This window comes from Nocardia vinacea NBRC 16497 (assembly GCF_000308835.1).
GTDB lineage: Bacteria > Actinomycetota > Actinomycetes > Mycobacteriales > Mycobacteriaceae > Nocardia > Nocardia vinacea.
The window spans coordinates 1-20747 of the sequence record NZ_BAGN01000141.1; the positions used below are offsets into that span (position 1 = coordinate 1).

18 protein-coding genes and 2 pseudogenes are annotated in these 20747 nt (G+C 65.5%); 11 read left to right on the top strand and 9 right to left on the bottom strand.

The features are described 5' to 3' along the window. Both ON44_RS19035 and ON44_RS19040 read right to left on the bottom strand, forming a co-directional pair. Positions 1-337: pseudogene (locus tag ON44_RS19035) on the bottom strand (NlpC/P60 family protein); the annotation flags it as partial. Between the two features lie 265 nt (positions 338-602). Beyond that, entirely contained in the window at positions 603-1175 is a 573-nt protein-coding gene (locus ON44_RS19040) for an Rv1476 family membrane protein (protein WP_040691997.1), read from the bottom strand. A gap of 333 nt (positions 1176-1508) precedes the next feature. Here ON44_RS19040 and ON44_RS19045 point away from each other — a divergent pair, with 333 nt between their 5' ends. From ON44_RS19045 to ON44_RS19055, 3 genes are all read left to right on the top strand, one after another. Beyond that, entirely contained in the window at positions 1509-4325 is a 2817-nt protein-coding gene (locus ON44_RS19045) for an aconitate hydratase (RefSeq protein ID WP_040691940.1), read from the top strand. Positions 4326-4421: 96 nt separating this feature from the next. Next, a complete protein-coding gene (locus ON44_RS19050) occupies positions 4422-4988 on the top strand; it encodes a TetR/AcrR family transcriptional regulator (protein ID WP_040691943.1) in 567 nt (188 codons plus the stop codon). Positions 4989-5142: 154 nt separating this feature from the next. After that, positions 5143-5934: an SDR family NAD(P)-dependent oxidoreductase gene (locus tag ON44_RS19055; protein WP_040691945.1), complete on the top strand. Its 792-nt coding sequence runs from the start codon at positions 5143-5145 to the stop codon at positions 5932-5934. 93 nt (positions 5935-6027) lie between these two features. Here ON44_RS19055 and ON44_RS19060 read toward each other — a convergent pair whose 3' ends face one another. Together ON44_RS19060 and ON44_RS19065 are read right to left on the bottom strand one after the other, a co-directional pair. Then, positions 6028-6756 (bottom strand): ABC transporter permease, encoded by a 729-nt coding sequence (locus ON44_RS19060; protein WP_040691999.1) that lies wholly within the window; start codon positions 6754-6756, stop codon positions 6028-6030. Between the two features lie 26 nt (positions 6757-6782). Continuing rightward, a complete protein-coding gene (locus ON44_RS19065; protein WP_040692001.1) occupies positions 6783-8060 on the bottom strand; it encodes a glycosyltransferase in 1278 nt (425 codons plus the stop codon). Positions 8061-8158: 98 nt separating this feature from the next. Between ON44_RS19065 and ON44_RS46905 the strand changes: the two genes are divergently transcribed. Beyond that, entirely contained in the window at positions 8159-10723 is a 2565-nt protein-coding gene (locus ON44_RS46905; RefSeq protein WP_083897993.1) for a cytochrome P450, read from the top strand. A 42-nt stretch (positions 10724-10765) separates the two neighbouring features. Further along, positions 10766-11584, top strand: a complete 819-nt coding sequence (locus ON44_RS19075; protein WP_040691947.1) for an SDR family oxidoreductase — start codon at positions 10766-10768, stop codon at positions 11582-11584. A 71-nt stretch (positions 11585-11655) separates the two neighbouring features. Here ON44_RS19075 and ON44_RS19080 read toward each other — a convergent pair whose 3' ends face one another. Together ON44_RS19080 and ON44_RS19085 are read right to left on the bottom strand one after the other, a co-directional pair. Continuing rightward, positions 11656-12447, bottom strand: a complete 792-nt coding sequence (locus ON44_RS19080; RefSeq protein WP_040691948.1) for a hypothetical protein — start codon at positions 12445-12447, stop codon at positions 11656-11658. Between the two features lie 50 nt (positions 12448-12497). Continuing rightward, entirely contained in the window at positions 12498-13007 is a 510-nt protein-coding gene (locus tag ON44_RS19085) for a MarR family winged helix-turn-helix transcriptional regulator (RefSeq protein WP_040691949.1), read from the bottom strand. Between the two features lie 149 nt (positions 13008-13156). Here ON44_RS19085 and ON44_RS19090 point away from each other — a divergent pair, with 149 nt between their 5' ends. The 4 genes from ON44_RS19090 (at position 13157) to ON44_RS19100 (ending at position 15616) form a co-directional block, all read left to right on the top strand. Then, on the top strand, positions 13157-13579 hold the full coding sequence (locus tag ON44_RS19090) for a cupin domain-containing protein (RefSeq protein ID WP_245567228.1): 423 nt from the start codon (positions 13157-13159) through the stop codon (positions 13577-13579). A gap of 154 nt (positions 13580-13733) precedes the next feature. Further along, positions 13734-14186, top strand: coding sequence for a hypothetical protein (locus ON44_RS48430; RefSeq protein ID WP_245567229.1), 453 nt, complete (start codon positions 13734-13736; stop codon positions 14184-14186). Then, the gene (locus ON44_RS19095; protein WP_040691951.1) at positions 14183-14641 is read left to right on the top strand and encodes a hypothetical protein; all 459 of its coding nucleotides are present in this window, start codon (positions 14183-14185) and stop codon (positions 14639-14641) included. The genes ON44_RS48430 and ON44_RS19095 overlap by 4 nt, the downstream gene beginning before the upstream one ends. Positions 14642-14653: 12 nt before the next feature. Beyond that, positions 14654-15616 (top strand): MvdC/MvdD family ATP grasp protein, encoded by a 963-nt coding sequence (locus tag ON44_RS19100; protein WP_040691952.1) that lies wholly within the window; start codon positions 14654-14656, stop codon positions 15614-15616. Positions 15617-15682: 66 nt separating this feature from the next. On the opposite strand, the gene ON44_RS19105 is transcribed toward ON44_RS19100, so the two are convergent. The 3 genes and pseudogenes from ON44_RS19105 to ON44_RS52645 all read right to left on the bottom strand — a co-directional run. Beyond that, positions 15683-15916: a helix-turn-helix domain-containing protein gene (locus ON44_RS19105; RefSeq protein WP_040692003.1), complete on the bottom strand. Its 234-nt coding sequence runs from the start codon at positions 15914-15916 to the stop codon at positions 15683-15685. A 151-nt stretch (positions 15917-16067) separates the two neighbouring features. Then, positions 16068-17699: an ABC-F family ATP-binding cassette domain-containing protein gene (locus ON44_RS19110; RefSeq protein WP_040691953.1), complete on the bottom strand. Its 1632-nt coding sequence runs from the start codon at positions 17697-17699 to the stop codon at positions 16068-16070. 376 nt (positions 17700-18075) lie between these two features. Further along, a pseudogene (locus ON44_RS52645) lies at positions 18076-18368 on the bottom strand (transposase); the annotation flags it as partial. Positions 18369-18580: 212 nt separating this feature from the next. On the opposite strand from ON44_RS52645, the gene ON44_RS19120 reads away from it, so the two are divergent. Both ON44_RS19120 and ON44_RS19125 read left to right on the top strand, forming a co-directional pair. Further along, positions 18581-19732, top strand: a complete 1152-nt coding sequence (locus ON44_RS19120) for a phage tail tip lysozyme (protein ID WP_040691954.1) — start codon at positions 18581-18583, stop codon at positions 19730-19732. 197 nt (positions 19733-19929) lie between these two features. Beyond that, a complete protein-coding gene (locus ON44_RS19125; RefSeq protein WP_040691955.1) occupies positions 19930-20694 on the top strand; it encodes an SDR family oxidoreductase in 765 nt (254 codons plus the stop codon). The last annotated feature ends 53 nt before the right edge of the window (positions 20695-20747 follow it).

The following is a 20747-nucleotide window of genomic DNA, read 5'->3' on the forward strand; positions in this document are numbered from 1 at the left end:
TCTGCACCACCGCGGCCGCGGCGGCGTCGGCGGCGTCGCGGGCGTCCTGCAGATCGACGAGGGCCTTGTTCACCTCCTCGCGCTTCTGGGCGATCGCCGCATCGAGTTGCTGCAGCTTCTGATCCGTCACCGCGACCTGGTTGATCAGCGCGCCGACCTCGGCGACTCTGGTGTCGACTTGCGCTCCGGCGTCGGCGATCTGGCTATCGCTCGGGTTGGGCGGGGCAGGCGGCACCGCGGCGACCGGTCCGGCCGTGACGAGCACGGCGGTAGTGACCAGCAACCCCAGAGCGACCCACAGCGGACGCCGAGAACCGGCAACGCCGTTGTTGCGCATCGCACCTCCCAAGGACCCGACAAGGCTTAACCCTCACGAGCCCCCTGCGAACCATCACGCTCAGTGGTGCACAGATAGCTCTCTGAACACTCTTTCCCCATCAGCGATCATTCGAACCGTACGACACATCATTCACTAAAGAAACTCCGGCAACAGAACTACAGCCGCGTAATTTGACAGTTGCCGAGAAATAGCCGCATGGGCACGAGGGTTCGACCGGAAGAAACAAACCGACCGATAGGAAAAGTAACTGAGCGGAAACTCGCTACGCGGTGCGATCCCGATCGTCGCGACCCGAAACACCTACCGGCACCGCCCGCCCGGCAGCACGGCGGGACTTCACCCAGTAGAGTCCGCCGACCACCACCGCCGCGCCGACAAGCAACACACTGGTGATCGCGGTCCAGGAGACCTGCTCCGGCTGCTCGAGCCGATCGAGGAAAATTTGCGCCGCCTGCGCCGAATGACCCTGCGTGCTCTTGGACGCATCCTCGGCCCACTCCAGCTTCACCCGGCTGATCGAGTCGCTGTAAGTGCCGACCCAATCGTCGCTGAACACCGCCACGGTTCCGTGCTCGGTCTTGCCGACTTCGGTAGCGAGGTCACGTAGATTTGAGTCGTGGCCTGGATTACCGGGAATCACCACGATGCTGAGCTCGATGCCGTGGGCTCGAGCATCGGCGACGACCGCCTCGAGTGCGTCCTGATCCTTACCCTTCGGCGTGGCCACATGATTGTCGACCACATCCTCCTTGATCTGGGTCAACGTCTTGTCGTCGATACCAGGGGGGAGTTCGGCGCGCATAGGCGTGAACACCGAGGTGTGCGAGACGGTCATCTTCCATCCGGTCTGTCGAGCCGCATCGGCACGCGAGGCGACGGGCATCCAACACTGCGGGGGAACCGGTGCGGGCCCACCGGTCACCCCGAACAACTCGAAAGCACAGTACGCGACGGAGTGTCGGATCACCTTCGGACGGCGCGTTGAACGGCACCCGCGCGTTTCACAGGACAAGCGTACTGTTAGGATCGAGGCTGCGAGGAACCAGTACGTTCCAGCGCTGGGACCCTCCGAACACGTAACCGTAGCGACTGCCTGCAAGTCGCTCGAAAAAACCAGCCACGGGCACAGCCCCGCCCGCGGCAACCCTCACAGACGAGTGGAGCTGACGTGACGACAAGTATCGATACTTTCGGCGCCAAGGGCACCCTCGAGGTCGGAAGCAACTCCTACGAGATCTTCCGTCTCTCGGCCGTGCCCGGTACCGAAAAACTCCCCTACGCACTGAAGGTCCTCGCGGAGAATCTGCTCCGCACCGAGGACGGCGCCAACATCACCGCCGATCACATCCGCGCCATCGCGAGCTGGGATCCGTCGGCTCAGCCGAATACCGAGATCCAGTTCACCCCGGCCCGCGTGATCATGCAGGACTTCACCGGTGTGCCCTGCATCGTCGACCTGGCCACCATGCGCGAGGCCGTCACCACCCTCGGCGGCGACCCGAGCAAGGTCAACCCGCTCTCCCCCGCCGACATGGTCATCGACCACTCGGTCATCCTGGACGTGTTCGGCCGCGCCGACGCCCTCGAGCGCAACGTCGACCTGGAATACCAGCGCAACGGCGAGCGCTACCAGTTCCTGCGCTGGGGCCAGGGCGCCTTCGACGATTTCAAGGTCGTCCCGCCGGGCGTCGGCATCGTGCACCAGGTCAACATCGAATACCTGGCCCCCACGGTCATGGTCCGCAACGGCCAGGCCTACCCCGACACCTGCGTCGGCACCGACTCGCACACCACCATGGTCAACGGCCTGGGCGTACTGGGTTGGGGCGTCGGCGGTATCGAGGCCGAGGCGGCCATGCTGGGGCAGCCGGTCTCCATGCTCATCCCGCGCGTCGTCGGCTTCAAGCTCACCGGTGAGATCAAGCCGGGCGTGACCGCCACCGACGTGGTGCTCACCGTCACCGATATGCTGCGCAAGCACGGCGTGGTCGGCAAGTTCGTCGAGTTCTACGGCAAGGGCGTCGCCGAGGTGCCGCTGGCCAACCGGGCCACCCTGGGCAACATGAGCCCCGAATTCGGTTCCACCGCAGCGATCTTCCCGATCGACGGCGAGACCATCAACTACCTGCGCCTCACCGGCCGCAGCGACGAGCAGCTCGCGCTGGTCGAGGCGTACGCCAAGGAACAGGGCCTGTGGCACGACGCCGACCACGAGCCCGCCTACTCGGAGTACCTCGAGCTGGACCTGAGCACCGTGGTGCCGTCCATCGCCGGTCCGAAGCGTCCGCAGGACCGAATCCTGTTGTCGGACTCCAAGACCGCGTTCCGCAAGGACATCCACAACTACACCAACGACGCGGAGTCCGGCCCGGCGGCCGCCACCCCGCACACGCATCTGGATGAGGCCATCGAGGAGTCCTTCCCGGCCTCGGATCCGGCCGTGCTGTCCTTCGCCGACGACGACGCGATCCTGCCGTCCGCCGCCAACGGCAGTGTCGGCCGTCCGTCCAAGCCGGTCAAGGTCTCCGATCCGGAGCGCGGTGACTTCGTGCTCGATCACGGCGCGGTCGTGGTCGCGGGTATCACCTCCTGCACCAACACCTCCAACCCGTCGGTCATGCTGGGCGCGGCCCTGCTGGCTCGTAACGCGGTCGAGAAGGGCCTGTCCTCCAAGCCGTGGGTCAAGACCAACATGGCCCCGGGCTCGCAGGTCGTCTCCGACTACTACGAGAAGGCCGGTCTGTGGCCGTACCTGGAGAAGCTGGGCTTCTACGTGGGCGGTTACGGCTGCACCACCTGCATCGGTAACACCGGTCCGCTGCCGGAGGAGATCTCCAAGGCGATCAACGACAACGATCTGTCGGTCACCGCGGTGCTGTCCGGTAACCGCAACTTCGAGGGTCGTATCTCCCCCGACGTGAAGATGAACTACCTGGCCTCGCCACCGCTGGTCATCGCGTACGCGCTCGCGGGCACCATGGACTTCGACTTCGAGACCGACGCCCTCGGCAAGGACACCGACGGCAACGACGTCTTCCTGAAGGACATCTGGCCGTCCCCGCAGGAGATCGACGACACCATCAAGTCGGCGATCAGCCGGGACATGTTCACCAAGTCCTACGCCACCGTCTTCCAGGGCGACGAGCGCTGGCAGGGCCTGAGCACCCCCGAGGGCGACACCTTCGCGTGGGACGAGAACTCGACCTACGTCCGCAAGGCGCCGTACTTCGAGGGCATGGATATGGAGCCGGCTCCGGTCGAGGACATCAAGGGCGCGCGCGTACTCGCACTGCTCGGTGACTCGGTCACCACCGACCACATCTCCCCGGCCGGTCCGATCAAGCCGGGCACCCCGGCCGCGCAGTACCTCGACTCGCACGGCGTGGAGCGCAAGGACTACAACTCCCTGGGCTCGCGTCGCGGTAACCACGAGGTGATGATCCGCGGCACCTTCGCCAACATCCGGCTGCGCAACCAGCTGCTCGACGATGTCTCGGGCGGTTACACCCGCGACTTCACCCAGGACGGTGGTCCGCAGGCGTTCATCTACGACGCCTCGCAGAACTACCAGGCCGCGGGCATCCCGCTGGTCGTGCTGGGCGGTAAGGAGTACGGCTCGGGTTCCTCGCGTGACTGGGCCGCCAAGGGCACCTCGCTGCTGGGTGTGAAGGCCGTCATCACCGAGTCCTTCGAGCGCATCCACCGCTCGAACCTCATTGGTATGGGTGTCATTCCGCTGCAGTTCCCGGCCGGTGAGTCGGCCGCGTCGCTGAAGCTGGACGGCACCGAGACCTTCGATATCGAGGGCATCACCAAGCTGAACGAGGGTGCGACTCCGAAGACTCTGAAGGTCACCGCCACCAAGGAGAACGGTGATGTCGTCACCTTCGACGCGGTGGTCCGGATCGACACCCCCGGTGAGGCCGACTACTACCGCAACGGTGGCATCCTGCAGTACGTGCTGCGCAACATGATTCGCGGCTGAACGACTGTGCTGTAGTAGGTCCGCGCACCGCGTCACCCGCGGTGCGCGGACCTCTTCACATTGCATTGCCCGCTTCGCTCGGAGGAGCCCGCCGAAATGCCCAAAGTCAGTGATGATCACCTCGCCGCCCGGCGTAGTCAGATTCTGGACGGGGCGCGGGCCTGCTTCGCCGAGTACGGGTACGACGGTGCGACCGTGCGCCGCCTGGAAGAGGCTATCGGCCTGTCTCGCGGCGCGATCTTCCACCACTTCCGGGACAAGGACGCCTTGTTCCTCGCGCTGGCCCAAGAGGATGCCGACCGCATGGCCGATGTCGCGGCCAATCAGGGGCTGGTGCAGGTCATGCGCGATATGCTCGCCCACCCGGAGCAATTCAATTGGCTCGGAACCCGTTTGGAGATCGCGCGCCGCCTGCGCACCGATCCGGAATTCCGCGCGAGCTGGACCCAGCGCTCCGCCGAACTGACCGCCGCCACCCTGGCCCGCCTGGAACGCCGCAAGGCCGCAGGCGCCCTCCGCGACGACGTCCCCACCGACGTTCTCCTCGGCTACCTCGACCTCGTCCTCGACGGCCTCATCGCCCGCATAGCCTCCGGCCACACCAACGAGAACCTCTCCGCCGTACTGGATCTCGTAGAAGCCTCGGTCCGCCGCAAGGAGTGAGTCGGTGGCGGCATCCCGGCGCGGACCGTCCGGCAGCTGCGCGGAATCCACCGAGCGCAACCAGTTCCAGGACTGAAGGAAGCCGCCGCACACGACGACACCGTGCGACCACGGATGCGTCACGAAATGCGGAATCTCGACAATAATCGTCGACATGGAACTGAACGGAGCACGCGTCCTGATCACCGGCGCGACGGGCGGGATCGGGGTCGCGATCGCCGCCGCGGTCACCGCACGGGGCGCGAACGTAGTGCTGTCCGGACGGCGAGCCGAAGCACTCGACCAGGTCGCGACCCGGTTCGGCGCGCGGGCGGTGGTCGCGGACCTCGCCGTGCCGGGTGGTGCCGAGAAGCTGCTCGAAGAGGCCGGTGACCTCGATGTCGTCATCGCCAATGCCGCACTGCCCGGTTCGGGCGATCTGCTCGACTATTCGCTGACCGAGATCGATCGGGCGCTGGAGGTCAATCTGCGTGCCCCCATCGTGCTTGCCCGCCTCGCCGGTGCACAGATGGCCGAACGCGGCAAGGGACACCTGGTCTTCATCAACTCCCTGTCCGGCAAGGCCGCATCCGGTAAGGCGGCGATGTACAACGCGACCAAATTCGGACTGCGCGGCTTCGCCTTGGCCTTACGCGCCGACCTGCAAAGCCGCGGCATCGGTGTCTCCTCGATCTACCCCGGATTCGTCAGGGACGCGGGCATGTTCGTCAAATCCGGCGCGGCCCTACCACAGGGCGTCGGCACCCGAAGCCCGGAAGACGTCGCGAACGCCGTGGTACGAGCGATCGAACGGAACATCGCCGAAACCGATGTAGCCCCCATCCCGGTCCGCCTCGGCGCGACATTGGCCTTGATCGCCCCCGATCTCTCAGCCCGCATCCAGCGTCTCTTCGGCGCCGACAAGGTAATGACCGAACTAGCCGCTGGTCACCGCGATATGCGCTGAGCCCTACGACGGGATGCGACGCATTCCCGCAATACACCGTCGCCTCGATCTGCGTCGGCGGCGCAAAGCCGGTCGTCGGCGCGTACGAGTTGGTCAGTGCTTGGACAGGCGACTGAATACGATGCCGGCGCCGGCGAATCCGAGGGTGCCGAGCACGGCACACCAGAGGAGGGCGAGGGTGGCGTTGTGGCCGGTGTCGTGGGAGTTCAGGAGTCCGCGCACGGTTTCGATGATGGGGGTGGCGGGTTGGTAGTCGGCGAAGCCACGGAGCCAGTGGGGCATGGTGGTGGTTTGGACGAAGGCGCTGCTGATGTAGGGGATGAACATGATGGCGTAGGTGAGGCCGCCGGCGGCTTCCGGATTCTTGGCGACCAGGCCGAGAGCGACGGCGATCCAGGAGATGGCGGTGACGAACAGGGTGATTACCGCGAGGGCCGCCAGCCAGCCGAGTGGTCCGGCCTGGGGACGGTAGCCGAGTGCGAGCGCCACCGTGACCGCGATCGCGATGGCCGCGAGATTGCGGACAACGCCCTCGGCGACGTGGCCGGCGAGCACGGCCTGGCGGAACATCGGCAGGGTGCGGAAGCGGTCGATGCTGCCCCTTGTCATGTCCGTGGAGACGGCGGTGGCGGTGATCGATGAGCCGAAACCCGTGCACAGCAACATGATTCCGGGCACCACATAGTCGAGATAGGGTCCGCCGACATCGATGGCACCGCCGAAGACGTAGGTGAACAGCAACATCACCAGAATCGGCATGAGCAGCGAAATGATCAGGGTGTCGCGGCTGCGCAGGGTGTGCCGGGTACAGCGGCGGAACATGACGAGGGTGTCGGCGAAGACGTCGGTCACCGGGCGGCGGCTTCGATGATGTCGGCGGTGCGGGCGGCGGCGTCCTCGACGCTCAGCGTCTTCGCGAATTCCGCTGCGCGGGAGCGGCGTTCGGGCGTCAGCAGCGACGCGACGCCTTGTTCCAACCGAGCCTCGGTCAGTTGCGTGAACGGCAGATGCGCCCCCACCCCGAGGCGCTCGACCTGCCCGCCCCACATCGGTTGTTCGAACGACACCGAGCACACCAGCGTCGGCAATCCGGCGCGCAGACTCTCGAACAGCGTCCCGATGCCGCCGTGATGCACTGCCGCGGCGCAATGCGGAAAAACCAGATCGTGCGCGAACGGACCGACGACTTTTACATTCGGCCCCGCCTGCGCATCGGCAATATCCAGATCACTCCAACCCGCGCTGACCAATGCACGCACGCCCAAACGAGCAGACACTTCGGTAACCATCGCCAGCACTGATGCCGTGTCCCGAATGGGCATACTGCCGAATCCGAAGAAAACCGGCGGCTCCCCCGCCTCGATCCACGACAGAATGCCCGCGTGGTCGCCGGCCAGATCACCGACGGCCTCGCGGGTGGCGTGATCGAGCGTCAGAAATCCGGTGAAAGGCCTGCGTTCATCCCATTGTTCGGGCAGTCCTGGAACCAATGCCGGATCGTAGATCTGCACCTCGGGAACACCCGCACGCGCCAGTACTGCTGCGGTACTCGCCCGCGATTTCGGCAGCCCGAGAGTCGCGCGTAGATCGTTGAGATAACGCATGAACACCACCCGGCGCAGATTCTCCGCGACCGCCCACGTCGCACGATTCACGGCCGCAGGCGGATTCCACCGCGGCGGCAGCGCACCCGGGAACGGATATGCGCCATTACTGCGGCAGGGAAAATAATGCAGGCTGACCAGCGGAACCCCCATTGCCTCCGCAACCGAACCGGCCCGATCCTCGGTGACCGTGCTCGCCACGATCAGATCCGCACCCGTGCAAACGTCGATGACTTCTCGATTCATCTGCTGGGCATAGTCGGCCATCTGCCGGGCCACCAATTGCATGAGCCGCAGGGTATTGCCCGCCGCCAGCGCCCGCTGTCCGGCGTCCGAACTGTAGAGCTGCTGCACATCCGGTCCGCAGGCGACCGCGGCAAGCCCGGTGGCCGTGGCGAATTCGACCAGATTCGGCGGCGCCCCGAGCAGCACATCGTGGCCGCGGCGGCGCAGCTCGAGTGCCAGCGCCACGACGGGCTGGACATCACCGCGGGTTCCGGTGAGCGGAATCGCTATTTTCACGGCGGCTCTTTCGGTATCGGGTCCCCTGACGACGCCGACCGGATATTCCACAGAATTAAGGGCTCCGCACGGCGGCGATGTGTCAGTACAGTGCCATTGTGCACATAGCGATGTTCATGGACTACCACCCGGCCACCCTCGGTGGGGTCCAGACCGCGGTCGCTTCGCTGTGCCGTGGACTCGAACGCGCAGGTCACCGCGTCACCATGTTCGTCGCGCCGCAGCCGGGCGCCGACGAGCTCCCGAATGTGGTGCCGCTGCGCGCCGCCGGTGGTCTGGCGGTGAACGGATTCCCCGTTGTGCTGCCGACAAAGCACAATGCCGAACTCATCGACGCCGCCTTCGCCGCGCGCGGCGCGATCGACCTCGTGCACACCCACACCACCTACGGTGTCGCCATCGCCGGCATGAAAGCCGCACGGCGACACCGGATTCCGCTGATCCACACGGCCCAGAGCCGCGACGACGCGTTCATCGAGAACACCTCGCCCGCACCGTATCCGGCGGCGCTCGCCCTGCGCGCACTACACGGCCGGTTCGTACCGCATGATCAGCACATGCCGCACCGCGCCGAAAGCCGTGCGGCACGCCATGCCTGGTGGACGATCGTCGGTCAGGCCCAGGCCGCGGATCGGGTCATCGCGCCGACCCGGCACTTCGCCGACCAACTGCTCGCCCACGGTCTGACCCGGCCGCTTCGGGTGGTATCCAACGGTGTCGATGACGAGCTCATCGAAAATATCAGCGGCACACAGATTTCCGAGCACGCGATCGACGCGCCACTGCGGTTGATCTGGTGTGGGCGGCTGTCGGCCGAGAAGCGGCTCCTCGCTGCGATCGAGGCCATGCGGTATCTCGACAACTGCACACTCGACGTCTACGGTGACGGCGACCTGCAGGTCCAGGCGGCCGTCGCCATCACCGAATATCGACTCACGGACCGAATCCGCTTGCACGGCAGGGCCACTCAGGCCGAATGCCTCGCTGCCATGTCCGAAGGCGATGCACTGCTGTTCCCCTCCAACGGTTTCGATACACAGGGCATGGTCCTGCTGGAGGCGGTGGCGGTCGGTCTGCCGATCATCTACTGCGATCCCGATCTCGACGAATCGGTGCCTGCCGGGGGCGGCATTCGCACCGCCGATCCGTCGCCGGTCGCGATCGCCGACACCATCGCCGAGCTCGACGCCGATCGCACCGCGCTCGCGGAAATGCGCCAGATCCTCGGCAAATACAGCGATTCGGTGCGCCAGTCACAGCACATCGGGACCGTGCTCGAAATCTATCGACAGGCTCGGGCCGACTCCGCGCGCAGCCCGGAACTGGTCATGCCGCAATCGCTTTCGGAAGTACCTACCGCACCTGGTCAATTGCCACTGGTCGGCCACAGTCTGCAGGCCCTGCGCGACGCTCCGGGCTTCGTCACCTCACTGGCCGAACTCGGCCCGATCGTGCGCCTGCGATTCGGCCAGAAAACCGGATATCTGCTCACCACACCGGACCTCGTCCGCGAGGTCGGGCTCGGTGATGCCGAACTCAATCGGGACGATCTGCGTGAGGCCATCGAGGATGTCGCGGGCGGATCCGTCAATGTTCTGCGCGGCGCGGAACACAAGCTGCGGCGGCGCATGATCTCGCCCGCACTGCGGCAGAGCCGGCTCGCCGAATACACGCGGTCGGCGGCCGATATCGCCGAAACCTGGTCGGCGGGACTGCCTTCGGGCGAACGCGTGAATCTCATGGACGAGGCGCACGGCCTGATCCTCGACACGGTCTCCTCGACACTGTTCACCGCCGAGTTCAGCGATCACGCACGCCGCGAGATCCGGGACAGCGTCCCATGGCTGCTCAGTCAGGTCATTCTGCGCACCGCGCTCCCCCCGCAGGTGCGCCGACTTCGGCTCGTTTCGAACTGGCGCTGGCGCACCAAGGCTCGCCACCTGCGCACCGCTATCGGGGCTGTGATCACCGAATACCGCCGCCGCGACGAGGATTTCAACGATGTGGTTTCGGCGCTCATCCGGCACACCGACAGCGAGACCGGCGCGACGCTGTCCGATGAGCACATCATCGACGAAGCGATCCTCATGCTGGCCGGTGGCGTCGGCTCGATGGCATCGCTTACCGGCTGGCTCTGGCACGAGGTCATGCGCCGCCCGCACATCGGCGAGCGGTTGTATGCCGAACTCGATTCCGTCGTCGGGACGGGCCCGGTCCGCGCCGATCATCTCGGCGCACTTCCCTACCTGAAACAGGTTGTGGCAGAGACACTTCGATACTGGGGGCCATGGATCAGCGCGGGCACCGCCGACGGCGACGTCACCATCGGCGGACTCATCGTTCCGGACGGCACGGCAATCATGTTCTCCCCCTATCTGGTTCAGCACAACAAGCGCTACTACACCGACCCGGAGTCCTTCGACCCGGATCGCTGGTCGCCCGAACGCGCCGCCGATATCGACAAGAAGGCCAACCTCTCGTTCGGCGTCGGCCGTCGCCGCTGCCTCGGCGACCATTTCGCCATGATCGAGATCGGCCTCGCCGCCGCCGCGCTGTTGGCCCGCTGGCGCCCGACACCCGACCCGAACTACACGGTGCGCGCCTCCAATCGAGACTTCGTCCTGTCTCCCTCGGCGCTGCCGGTTACGCTGCAACCGCGTTGAACACTTGCTTGGAGTGCACTCCAGGTCGCTAGCGTGGGTCACATGAGCAAAGTTTGGTTCATCACCGGAGTCTCACGAGGATTCGGCCGTGAATGGGCACTCGCCGCATTGGAACGCGGCGATCAAGTGGCCGGCACGGCGCGCGATACCAGCACCCTCGACGATCTCGTCGCGAAGTATCCGGATACCTTCCTGCCACTGCGCCTGGACGTCACCGATCGCGACGGCGATTTCGCCGCGGTACAGCAGGCCGCCGAGCGATTCGGGCGGCTCGATATCGTGATCAACAATGCCGGCTACGGCCAGTTCGGCATGGTCGAGGAACTCAGCGAGGACGAGTTCCGCGCACAATTGGAAACCAACGTCTTCGGCGCACTGTGGGTCACCCAGGCGGCGCTGCCGATCCTGCGGGCCCAGGGCAGCGGCCATATCATCCAGGTGTCGAGCATCGGCGGCATCGCCGCGTTCCAGAACCTGGGCGCATATCACGCGTCGAAATGGGCGCTCGAAGGTTTCTCCCAGGCGCTCGCCCAGGAGGTCGCACCCTTCGGCATCCACGTCACCCTGGTCGAACCGGGCGGATTCGGCACCGACTGGGGCGGCCCCTCGGCGCAGCATGCCACCCCGCTCCCGGCCTACGATTCGGCCAGGGCCGCCCGAGCCGCCCAGCGTTCGGCGGTGCGCCAGGGCGATCCGGCCGCCACTGGTACCGCCATCCTCGCGGTCGTCGACGCGCCCGAACCGCCGCTGCGCATTTTCCTCGGCGAGGTCCCGCTGACCATCGCCACCGCGGAATACGAATCACGCCTGGCGCTCTGGCGCGAGTGGCAGCCCATCTCCGCTGCCGCACAGGGGAATTGAGCCGCGACCTCTAGTGCGACGCCGCCGGGGAGAGTGGGGATGATGGTGGACCCATCTCCGGCGGCGCCGGGTCAGTAGTTGGCGTTCAGATAGTCGGCGGCATGGGTCGTCCACAGGACATTCGTGCCGGGCATATTGTGTCCCGAGTAGAGCACGTGCTGACCGTCCGGCCACGGCGTCAGATAGCCGATGACACCGTTGACCGCGGTCGCATAGCGATCGAGATTGCCGATCGGATCGTTCATCAGGAAACGCAGCAGCTCGGCGAAGATCAGCGGGGCCACATTTCCGATGCGGGCGCCCTCGACGAACGAGAACGGCGAGATGCCGACATCGATGACCCGCAGCGGCGAGTCGCCCGGTGACGCGGTGATGATATCGCCCGGATTCGCGTACTCCTTGACATCGAGTGCGGGCCAGGCGCCGCGCTCCCCGTGCAGGCCGTAAGTCGTTGCCGGACACAGATTGCCGACCGACTGACCGCGTTTGCGCAGCGGATTGGCGATATTGACGGCGAAGGCGATTTCCAGGGGCGAGCCGTCGGTGTTCTTGTACTTGCCCGACCGCACCCCCTCCAGGATCTTGCTCGCGCAGATACCTCCGAGCGAATAGCTCAACAGGCCGCAGACATTCGGCGAGTCCTGAATCGCCTTCACGCCCGCCGCGACACCGCGCCGGATCGAGGTATCCAGCGACGGGCCCCATAGATCCGGGCTCGGCCCGATCGAGGCGGGCCAATCCGGCTCGAAGGCGGTGAAACGGCCGGGATCGAGCAGTTTCGTGACATCGCGCAGCATGCCGGCGGGCGTCCCATTGGTATTCCGCGGTTCACCCGTGCCGCGGAGGGTGATGATGTCGATCATCAACCCATGGTGAATGCATGACCGGCTCAGCACCCGAGTAGCGAACTACCCTATTTCGCGCCGCCTTCGAGGCTGCCGAGCAGTACCCGGGCGATCCGATCCAGGTCGCGGCGATCCTTCGCCGGAAGCACCGACAACATCCTGGTTTCGTTCTCGGTATGCGCGGTGACGACTTTGTCGATCAGCGCGCGGCCCGCCTCGGTGAGCACCACCCTGATGGCGCGGCGATCCTCCGCATCCGCGATGCGCCGGACCAACCCCGCCGACTCCAGACGGTCGAGCCGCCCGGTCATTCCGGCGCGCGACAGCATCAGGGTGTCGGCGAGCACCGACGGGTTCAATTCGAACGGCTCGCCCGAACGACGCAGTGCGGCAAGCACATCGAACTCGCCGCGCTGCAGCCCGTGCGCGATGAAGACCGCCTCGATATCCCGCTGCGCGACCACGAGCAGCCGGCCCAGCCGCCCGATCACGCCCATCGCCTCCAGCTCGAGGTCCGGTCGCTCCCGCCGCCACTGCTCGACGATCGCATCCACCGGATCCTGTTCGATCTCACCCATGGACAAGATTCTATTCGCTGCTATATAGTTCGGTAGCGAATTATCAACCACCGAATCACTCGGAGAGCATCATGAACGCCACCACCGACCGCACCTTCGCCATCCGCCAGCCGCAGGATGCCGAGACCCTGGTGACCCCCTCGGTCACCATGCGCCTGCTCATCGACTCGAACGAAGCGGGCGGCGCGGTCAGCCACCTGGAGGTCAATATGGACAAGGGCGCAGACGGCGCGGCACCGCACTACCACACCAAGTCGGACGAGCTGTTCTACGTCGCCGACGGCGAACTGCAGGTACTGGCCGGGGACAAGATCGTCACCGTCGGAGCGGGCGGGTCGATCGTCGTCCCCAAGCTCATGCCGCACGCCTTCGGCGCCGCCCCGGACAGCTCCGCGCGCATCCTGATCGCCCTGATGCCCGCGGTGGAGCGCTTCGGCTACTTCCGCCTGCTCGACCGGCTGGTCAAGGGCGAGGCCACCTTCGAAGAACTGGCGGCATCGCAGGAGGAATACGACAACTGGTTCGTCGAGTCGCCCGAATGGTGGGCCGAGCGCAACGCGAACCGGCGGTGACGTTCGCCTCGGAACGACGGATGCGGATGAATGACGACGGATATGTGCACGCCCGCTGGAAACTGCTGCGGGCGGCCGGAATCGGCGGCGACAAGCTGATCTCCGGCGGCATCGGCCCGGTCGTGCTGGAACCACCATCAAGTATCGGCGCGAACTGCGCGGCGACGACGAGGTCGCGGTCACCTGCGAATTCCAGTGGGACGGCCGCAAGATCTTCCGAATCCGCCAGGAGATGCGCAACCTCGACGGTACTGTCGCAGCAGAGGTCGAGGTGGTGCTCGTCATCATGGATCTCACCGGGCCGAACAACCGGATCTGCTCGGACTCCGAACCGCGGCGGGCAGATCCGCGCCAACGGATGCACGGCCGCCAATCCCGGGCAATATCGACCGCGCGGAACCGTTCGGAAGTAGCTAAACGATTGCCGGGGCCCGTTCGGGCTAATACCGAAAATCTTTCGGCGCTAGTGCATCCCGAGCCGAAATCTAGTTTGCCAGCGGCGGTCAAATCTCGCGATTCGGACCGTGCGAGACCCCTTGCGCGATATGATCCAGTTCCCGCTCGGGGGTCCTGGCAAATCGCGAGCAGATCGGAGAGCTCACTATGACCGACGCAATCCACCTCCCCGGTACCGGGCCGGCGGGTGACCGCGTCCCCGCGTTGCAGGGACTGCTGGTGGCCGAGTCGGAACGAGATTTCACGGTCAAAGTGACCGAAGGAACCTGGACTTTCCGCCGCGACGATGTACTTCGGGTCCTCGACTGGACCGACAGCGCGACCACCGAGCGTGACGGCCGTCCGGTGCTGATGGATATCCGCCCCGGCGCCACCGCCGATTTCACCCGCCGCCTGCGCATCGACCTCGTCGACCGGCCGATGACGCTGGCCGAGGAACCCTCCGCGGCACTGGGAGATGAAGCGCTGCAACAACTCACCGCATCGTGGGCCGACAGCCTGCAGCTCGCCGAATGCCCGGGCACCAGCGGAGCGACCTTCACCTACTGCCAAACCAAATCGCTCGCGACAAGCGACGACGGCATAAACTGCGACAGCCTCGACTGAACAGGACTGCGCATGGCGGCGCGCCGGACAGGTTCGGTCCTCATCGTCTCCGAATCCGATGATCTGCACGGCACCGCGATGGCGGCGACGTTGCGAGAACACCACGGGCTCAGCCCGATTCAGCTCGATCTGCGCGACTTCCCGCGCGAATCCGGAAGTTTCCGGCTCGATCGGCACGGCACCACGCGATCGCTGTCGCATGTGATCGGACTCGACGACGTCCGCTCGGTCTGGTGGCGCAGACCGCATCCCGCACAGGTTCCGGCCGGCGTGCGCGCCTCGGACGACGCCTATCGCCAAGCCGAATGCGACGGCTTCATCCAGGGCCTGCTGTGGTCGATTCCGGCGTACTGGGTCAACGATCCCGGCGCCGATCGCACCGCGAGCCGCAAAATCGTGCAGTTGGAGACCGCACGGCGAGCCGGTTTCGTCATCCCGGAAACGCTCATCACCAATGATCCGGACGAAGCGCGAAGCTTCGTCGAATCACGTTCGGGCTCGGTGGTTTACAAGCGAACCGGCACCGGACGCGCCGAATTCGCCGAAACCCGAATAATTACCAAGGCCGACTTCGGCCGCCTCGCGGGCATCCGCTCCGCGCCGACCACCTTCCAGGACTACGTCGAGGCACAGTGCGATCTGCGTGTGGTGTGGATGGATGGCGTCGAATGGGCGGTGCGCATCGACTCACAGTCCGGGGTCGGCCGGGTGGATTCCCGGCTGGACACCACTGTCGACTTCGTACCGGAGCATCTGCCCGCCTCGGTCAGCAAGTCGCTGGCCACGCTGATGGGCGCACTCGGCCTGAGCTTCGGCGTGCTGGATCTACGCCTCGGCCTCGACGGCGAGTACTACTTCCTCGAGGTCAACCCACAGGGCCAGTTCGCGTATCTGGAGATCAAGACGGGCCTGCCGATGTTCCGCAGCCTCGCCAACCTGCTGGTCAACGGCGACGGCGCGGTGCCTGGCTATTAGCGCGCACGATCTCGCTCGGTGTCGGCGAAATCCATTCGCCGACATCGGGATTCAGATCCAAGAACGCTACTGGCTCTTGCGGCGGTTCGCACCGCCGCGACTGCGGAGTTGCACGTGTGACTCCACCAGCACGTTGTGGACGAAACCGTAGGAGCGGCCGGTCGACCGGGCCAGCGATCGGATGCTGGCTCCCGCCTCGTACTGCTTCTTCAGCTGGGTCTGCAAACGGTCGCGTGATTTCCCCGTGACGCGTGTGCCCTTACCCAGTGTGGCCTTGACTTGTGTGGGCCTGTCGCTCATGGCTTCCTCCGAGTCGCCGAGCCGCGTCATTCCAGGCTAGACACTCGGGAAGCTGTGATCAACGGGTCTTTGTGATGAATATCACCGGAGACCCGATTCGTGAGAGTGAAAACCTACCGCCCACAACGAAACTCCGCCAAGATCACCCCGATCAGGCCAGCTGAATCAGCTCCAAATATTCTGCCGACCAGTGGTCTTCCTGGCCATCCGGCAGCAAGATCACCCGCTCCGGCGACAGCGCCTCGGCAGCGCCCGGGTCGTGGGTGACCAGGACGACCGCGCCCGCGTAGGTGCGCAGCGCGTCGAGGACCTGCTCACGCGAGATCGGGTCGAGGTTATTGGTCGGCTCGTCCAGCAGCAGCACATTGGCCGCCGAGGAGACCAGCCCCGCCAGCGCGAGACGGGTCTTCTCTCCGCCGGAGAGGGTGCCTGCGGGCTGCTCCAGCTGCGGTCCGGAGAACATGAACGCGCCGAGCAGTCCGCGCAGCTCCTGCTCCCCCGCATCCGGCGCGGCATGGCGGATGTTCTCCCATACCGTGGCCTGATCGTCGAGGGTGTCGTGCTCCTGGGCGAAGTAACCGACCTTGAGCCCGTGACCGGGCACGAGACCACCCGCCGTCGGCGTCTCCACCCCGGCGAGCAGGCGCAGCAGCGTGGTCTTGCCCGCACCGTTGAGACCGAGCACTACGACGCGGCTGCCGCGGTCGATGGCCAGATCGACGCCGGTGAAGATTTCCAGCGAGCCGTAGACCTTGGTCAGGTTCTCGGCCATCAGCGGGGTCTTGCCGCAGGTGGCGGGTTCGGGGAATTTGATCCGCGCGACCTTGTCGGCCACCCGCACCTCGTCGAGTTCGGCCATCAAGCGGTCCGCGCGCTTGGCCATATTCTGTGCCGCAGTGGCTTTCGTGGCCTTGGCGCCGAGTTTGGCGGCCTGGGCGCGCAGGGCGCTGGCCTTCTTCTCGGCATTGGCACGTTCGCGGCGGCGGCGCTGTTCATCGGTGGCACGCGCGTCCAGATATTTCTGCCAGCCCATGTTGTAGACGTCGGCCTCACCGCGCACCGCGTCCAGGAACCAGACCTTGTTCACCACATCGCCGAGCAGTTCGACATCGTGGCTGATCACGATCAGGCCGCCGTCGTGGTTCTGCAGGAAGCCGCGCAGCCAGGTGATGGAGTCGGCGTCGAGGTGGTTGGTCGGCTCGTCGAGCAGCAGGATGGTATCCGAGCGCCCGCCGCTGCCGTCGGAGGCGGCGAACAGGATGCGCGCCAACTCGATTCGGCGTCGCTGACCACCGGAGAGCGTGCGCAGCGCCTGGCCTAGTACCCGATCGGGCAGGCCGAGGCTATTGCAGATGCGCGCCGCTTCGCTCTCGGCCACATAGCCGCCGAGCGCCGAGAAGCGTTCCTCCAACCGACCGTATTTGCGCACCGCCTTCTCGCGTTCGGCGTCATCGACCACCTCGGCCATCAGCGCCTGCTGCTTCTCCATATCGCGCAGCAGGGTGTCCAAGCCACGAGCGGAGAGCACGCGATCGCGGGCGAGCACGTCCAGATTGCCCTCGCGCGGATCCTGCGGGAGATACCCGATATCGCTGGAGCGCAAAATCTTTCCGGCGTAGGGCTCACCCTCGCCCGCCAGAATGCGCAGCGTGGTCGTCTTGCCCGCGCCATTGCGCCCGACCAGTCCGATCCGGTCGCCGGCCTGCACCCGCAGCGCAGGTCCGGGGGCCGACAGCAGGGTGCGGACTCCGGCCCGGACCTCCAGGTCCGTCGCGGTGATCACAGGCTTCTCCTACGGGTACGTGGTGCTGATCGGTTGCTTGCTCGATTGTGCGACGCGAACACGCACAAGAACCACCGATTTTACCTGGCTCCAGAGGTGCTTCCGACACCCCCGATCCAGGTGTGACCGCGCTAACTCTTCAGGGCGGCGTCCTGCGGCTCAGTAGCCCCTCGGCGAGCGGCTGGGATCGGCCTGCTGCACGTTGGATGCCAGATTGGAACCGCGTTCCGCGCGACGTGATAGCGCTGCATCACCTAGTCCATGCTGGCCGCAATATCGGCCGTCGGATCAGTGATCTCCGATGACGTTCCGGCGACGTGTAGGCCGCAACGTGCTGGAGCTCGTCAGGGTCAGCCCCCTGCGAGGGATGTCCGGCGATCACCACTCGCGACCAGTCGATCAAGCCTTGGCTGCCCAGCTCGTCGAGCACCGCGCGGTGTAATGGCCGCCAGACCCCGGCCTCGGTCCACACACTGAACCGGCGATGCGCGGTCGGCATCGTCACACCGAACGCCGACGGCAACATCCGGCGCGCGCAACCGCTGGTCAGCACGAAACCACCGCGGTGAACACCGCGCGCTCGTCCCCCCGGGCCGTATCGCCACCCTGCGGGCACACGATGAACTTCGGCAGCAACGGCTCGGCGAGAACCAACAACTCGTCTGGCATAAGACGACGACTCATCGACCACAAGTCGAACATCATGCGACACAACTCATTCCGACACGCCCCAGACGAATCACATCCACCTAAGACACGGTCGTAGCCGTGCCGGAGCACCATGACGGGGCGTCGCCGACCCCACGAGCATTCCCAGGTCCGGGAAGATCCGACAATCGACTCGTGTCGAGATTGCCTGCCTGGATGAGAGCGAGGCGCCGATGAGTCCCGACGGCACCAAACAGCTGGGTGACTTGCATGAGCTTCCGGACTGCGCGCCGGCGGGCTTGAAAGCACTGTTCAAGGCAGCCGAGGGGGTTATTCAAAACCAGATCCAGCTGCTGGGGTCGGGCACACCGTCCAAGGCTCCCGATCTGCGCGAGATGCTGCGCAGCCAGGGAATCGCCGATCCCAAGGACAAGTCGACGATGATCGACGAATACAACAATCACAAAAACGAGGTGCAGAAGGCCATATCAGGTATCCAGCGGAAGGACGACGGCATCGTCGTGAAGACCGCCGGAATCGGAGAAGTCGTGACGAATGCCTACAATGCCATCGACACCTCGGTGGGGAACCTCAACACAAAGATCGACGCCTCCTTCAAGACCGTGCGGACCGAGACCGACAAGGACGGCAAAACCCACCAGGAACTGCCGAAAGATATCGTCGATGGCCTGTTCACGGGCGTCTGGGACACGTTGAACACGACGTACGACCAGGTCCACGGTGTCTCGGACCAGGCGGCGGCCGCGGCGCTCAAAATCAACGGCGACTCGCCGGGCTATACCCCGACCGGCGGTACGACGCCGACCTCGTCCACCACCTCGGGATCCACTGGATCAGGGTCCAGTGGATCGGGGTACAGCGGAGCCACTCCGTGGAGCGGCCAGTCGGGTTCGATGGGCACCGCGATCATCCCCACCGCGGACAAGCCCGACGCGATGGCGATGATGAAATACCTCATCGACACATACCACTTCACCCCGGCACAGGCCGCGGGAATCGTAGCCAACGCGAAGTTCGAGTCGGGTTTCGACGTCTCGGCCACGGGAGACAACGGAACGGCCAAAGGCCTGTTCCAGTGGCGTTTCAATCGACTGTCCGGACTCCAGGATTTCGCGAGCAAGCCGGGCGAGAGTATCGGCGACTGGCACACCCATATCGACTACATGGTTCAGGAATTGCGCGGTGGCGGCTATCAGCAGGCCAGCTCTGCCGTCAGCGCGAACCAGAACGACCCTCGGGCAGTGGCGGAAGCCTTCGACCGGTACTACGAGAAGAGCTCCGGATCCACGATCAACAAACGGCGCGATTACGCGGCCGGGCTCCTTACGGAGTACAACCAGTCCAATTCGAGTCTCGCCGTCTGAAGCCGGGGTTGTGAGCGCCCATTTCAGCAGTAGCTCACCGGAACGCCACCCCGATTCCCTCGACGACGAAGGCTCGGTCTAGGTGCCATACGCCAACCATCAGGTCCCCGTCTGTCGGAACACTCGCGCCGGGGCGGAATCGCGCAAACCCGACCGGGTCCACTCGACGGATTTCAACAGCGGTAGCGTGCCATCACATGACGACCGATCTGATTGGCAAGAGCGCACTCGTTTCCGGAGCCAGCCGGGGTATCGGCAAGGCGGTCGCGGCAGAGCTACTGCGCCGGGGCGCCAATGTGCTGATCACCGCCCGCAAGCCGGAACCGCTCGAGGAGGCGGCCGCCGAGCTGCGGGCGCTCGGTTATCGGGGCGAGGTCAGCGCGCTGGCGGGCAATTCGGGTGATCCGGACAGCCGGGCCGCCGCGGTGGCTCGGGTGGTCTCGGAATTCGGCTCATTGGACATCCTGATCAACAACACCGGTATCAATCCGGTCTACGGCTCGCTCATGGATGCCGATCTGGAGGCGGTGCGCAAGATCTTCGACGTCAATGTCGTCGCAGCACTCGGCTACGTGCAGGAGGCCTACAAGGCGTGGATGCGCGATCACGGCGGTGCGGTGGTGAATGTGGCCAGTGTCGCCGGCCTGCGTTCGACGGGCGTGATCGCGGCGTACGGCGCGTCCAAGGCCGCGCTGATCCGGCTCACCGACGAACTGGCCTGGCAGCTGGGCCCGAATATCCGGGTGAACGCGGTGGCGCCGGGCGTGATCAAGACGAAGTTCGCCGATGCGCTGTACTCGGCGGATGAGGAGCGGGCCGCGAGCGTGTACCCGATGAAGCGGCTCGGCACGCCGGAGGATGTCGCACAGCTGATCGGATTCCTGGTGTCGGACGAAGCCAAATGGATCACCGGTGAGACGATCCGCGTCGACGGTGGATTGCTGTCGACCGGCGGAATCTGATCCGTTCGAGGCAATCCGCTGGCCAGCAGCGGAACCTCAACTGTCCCAATAGC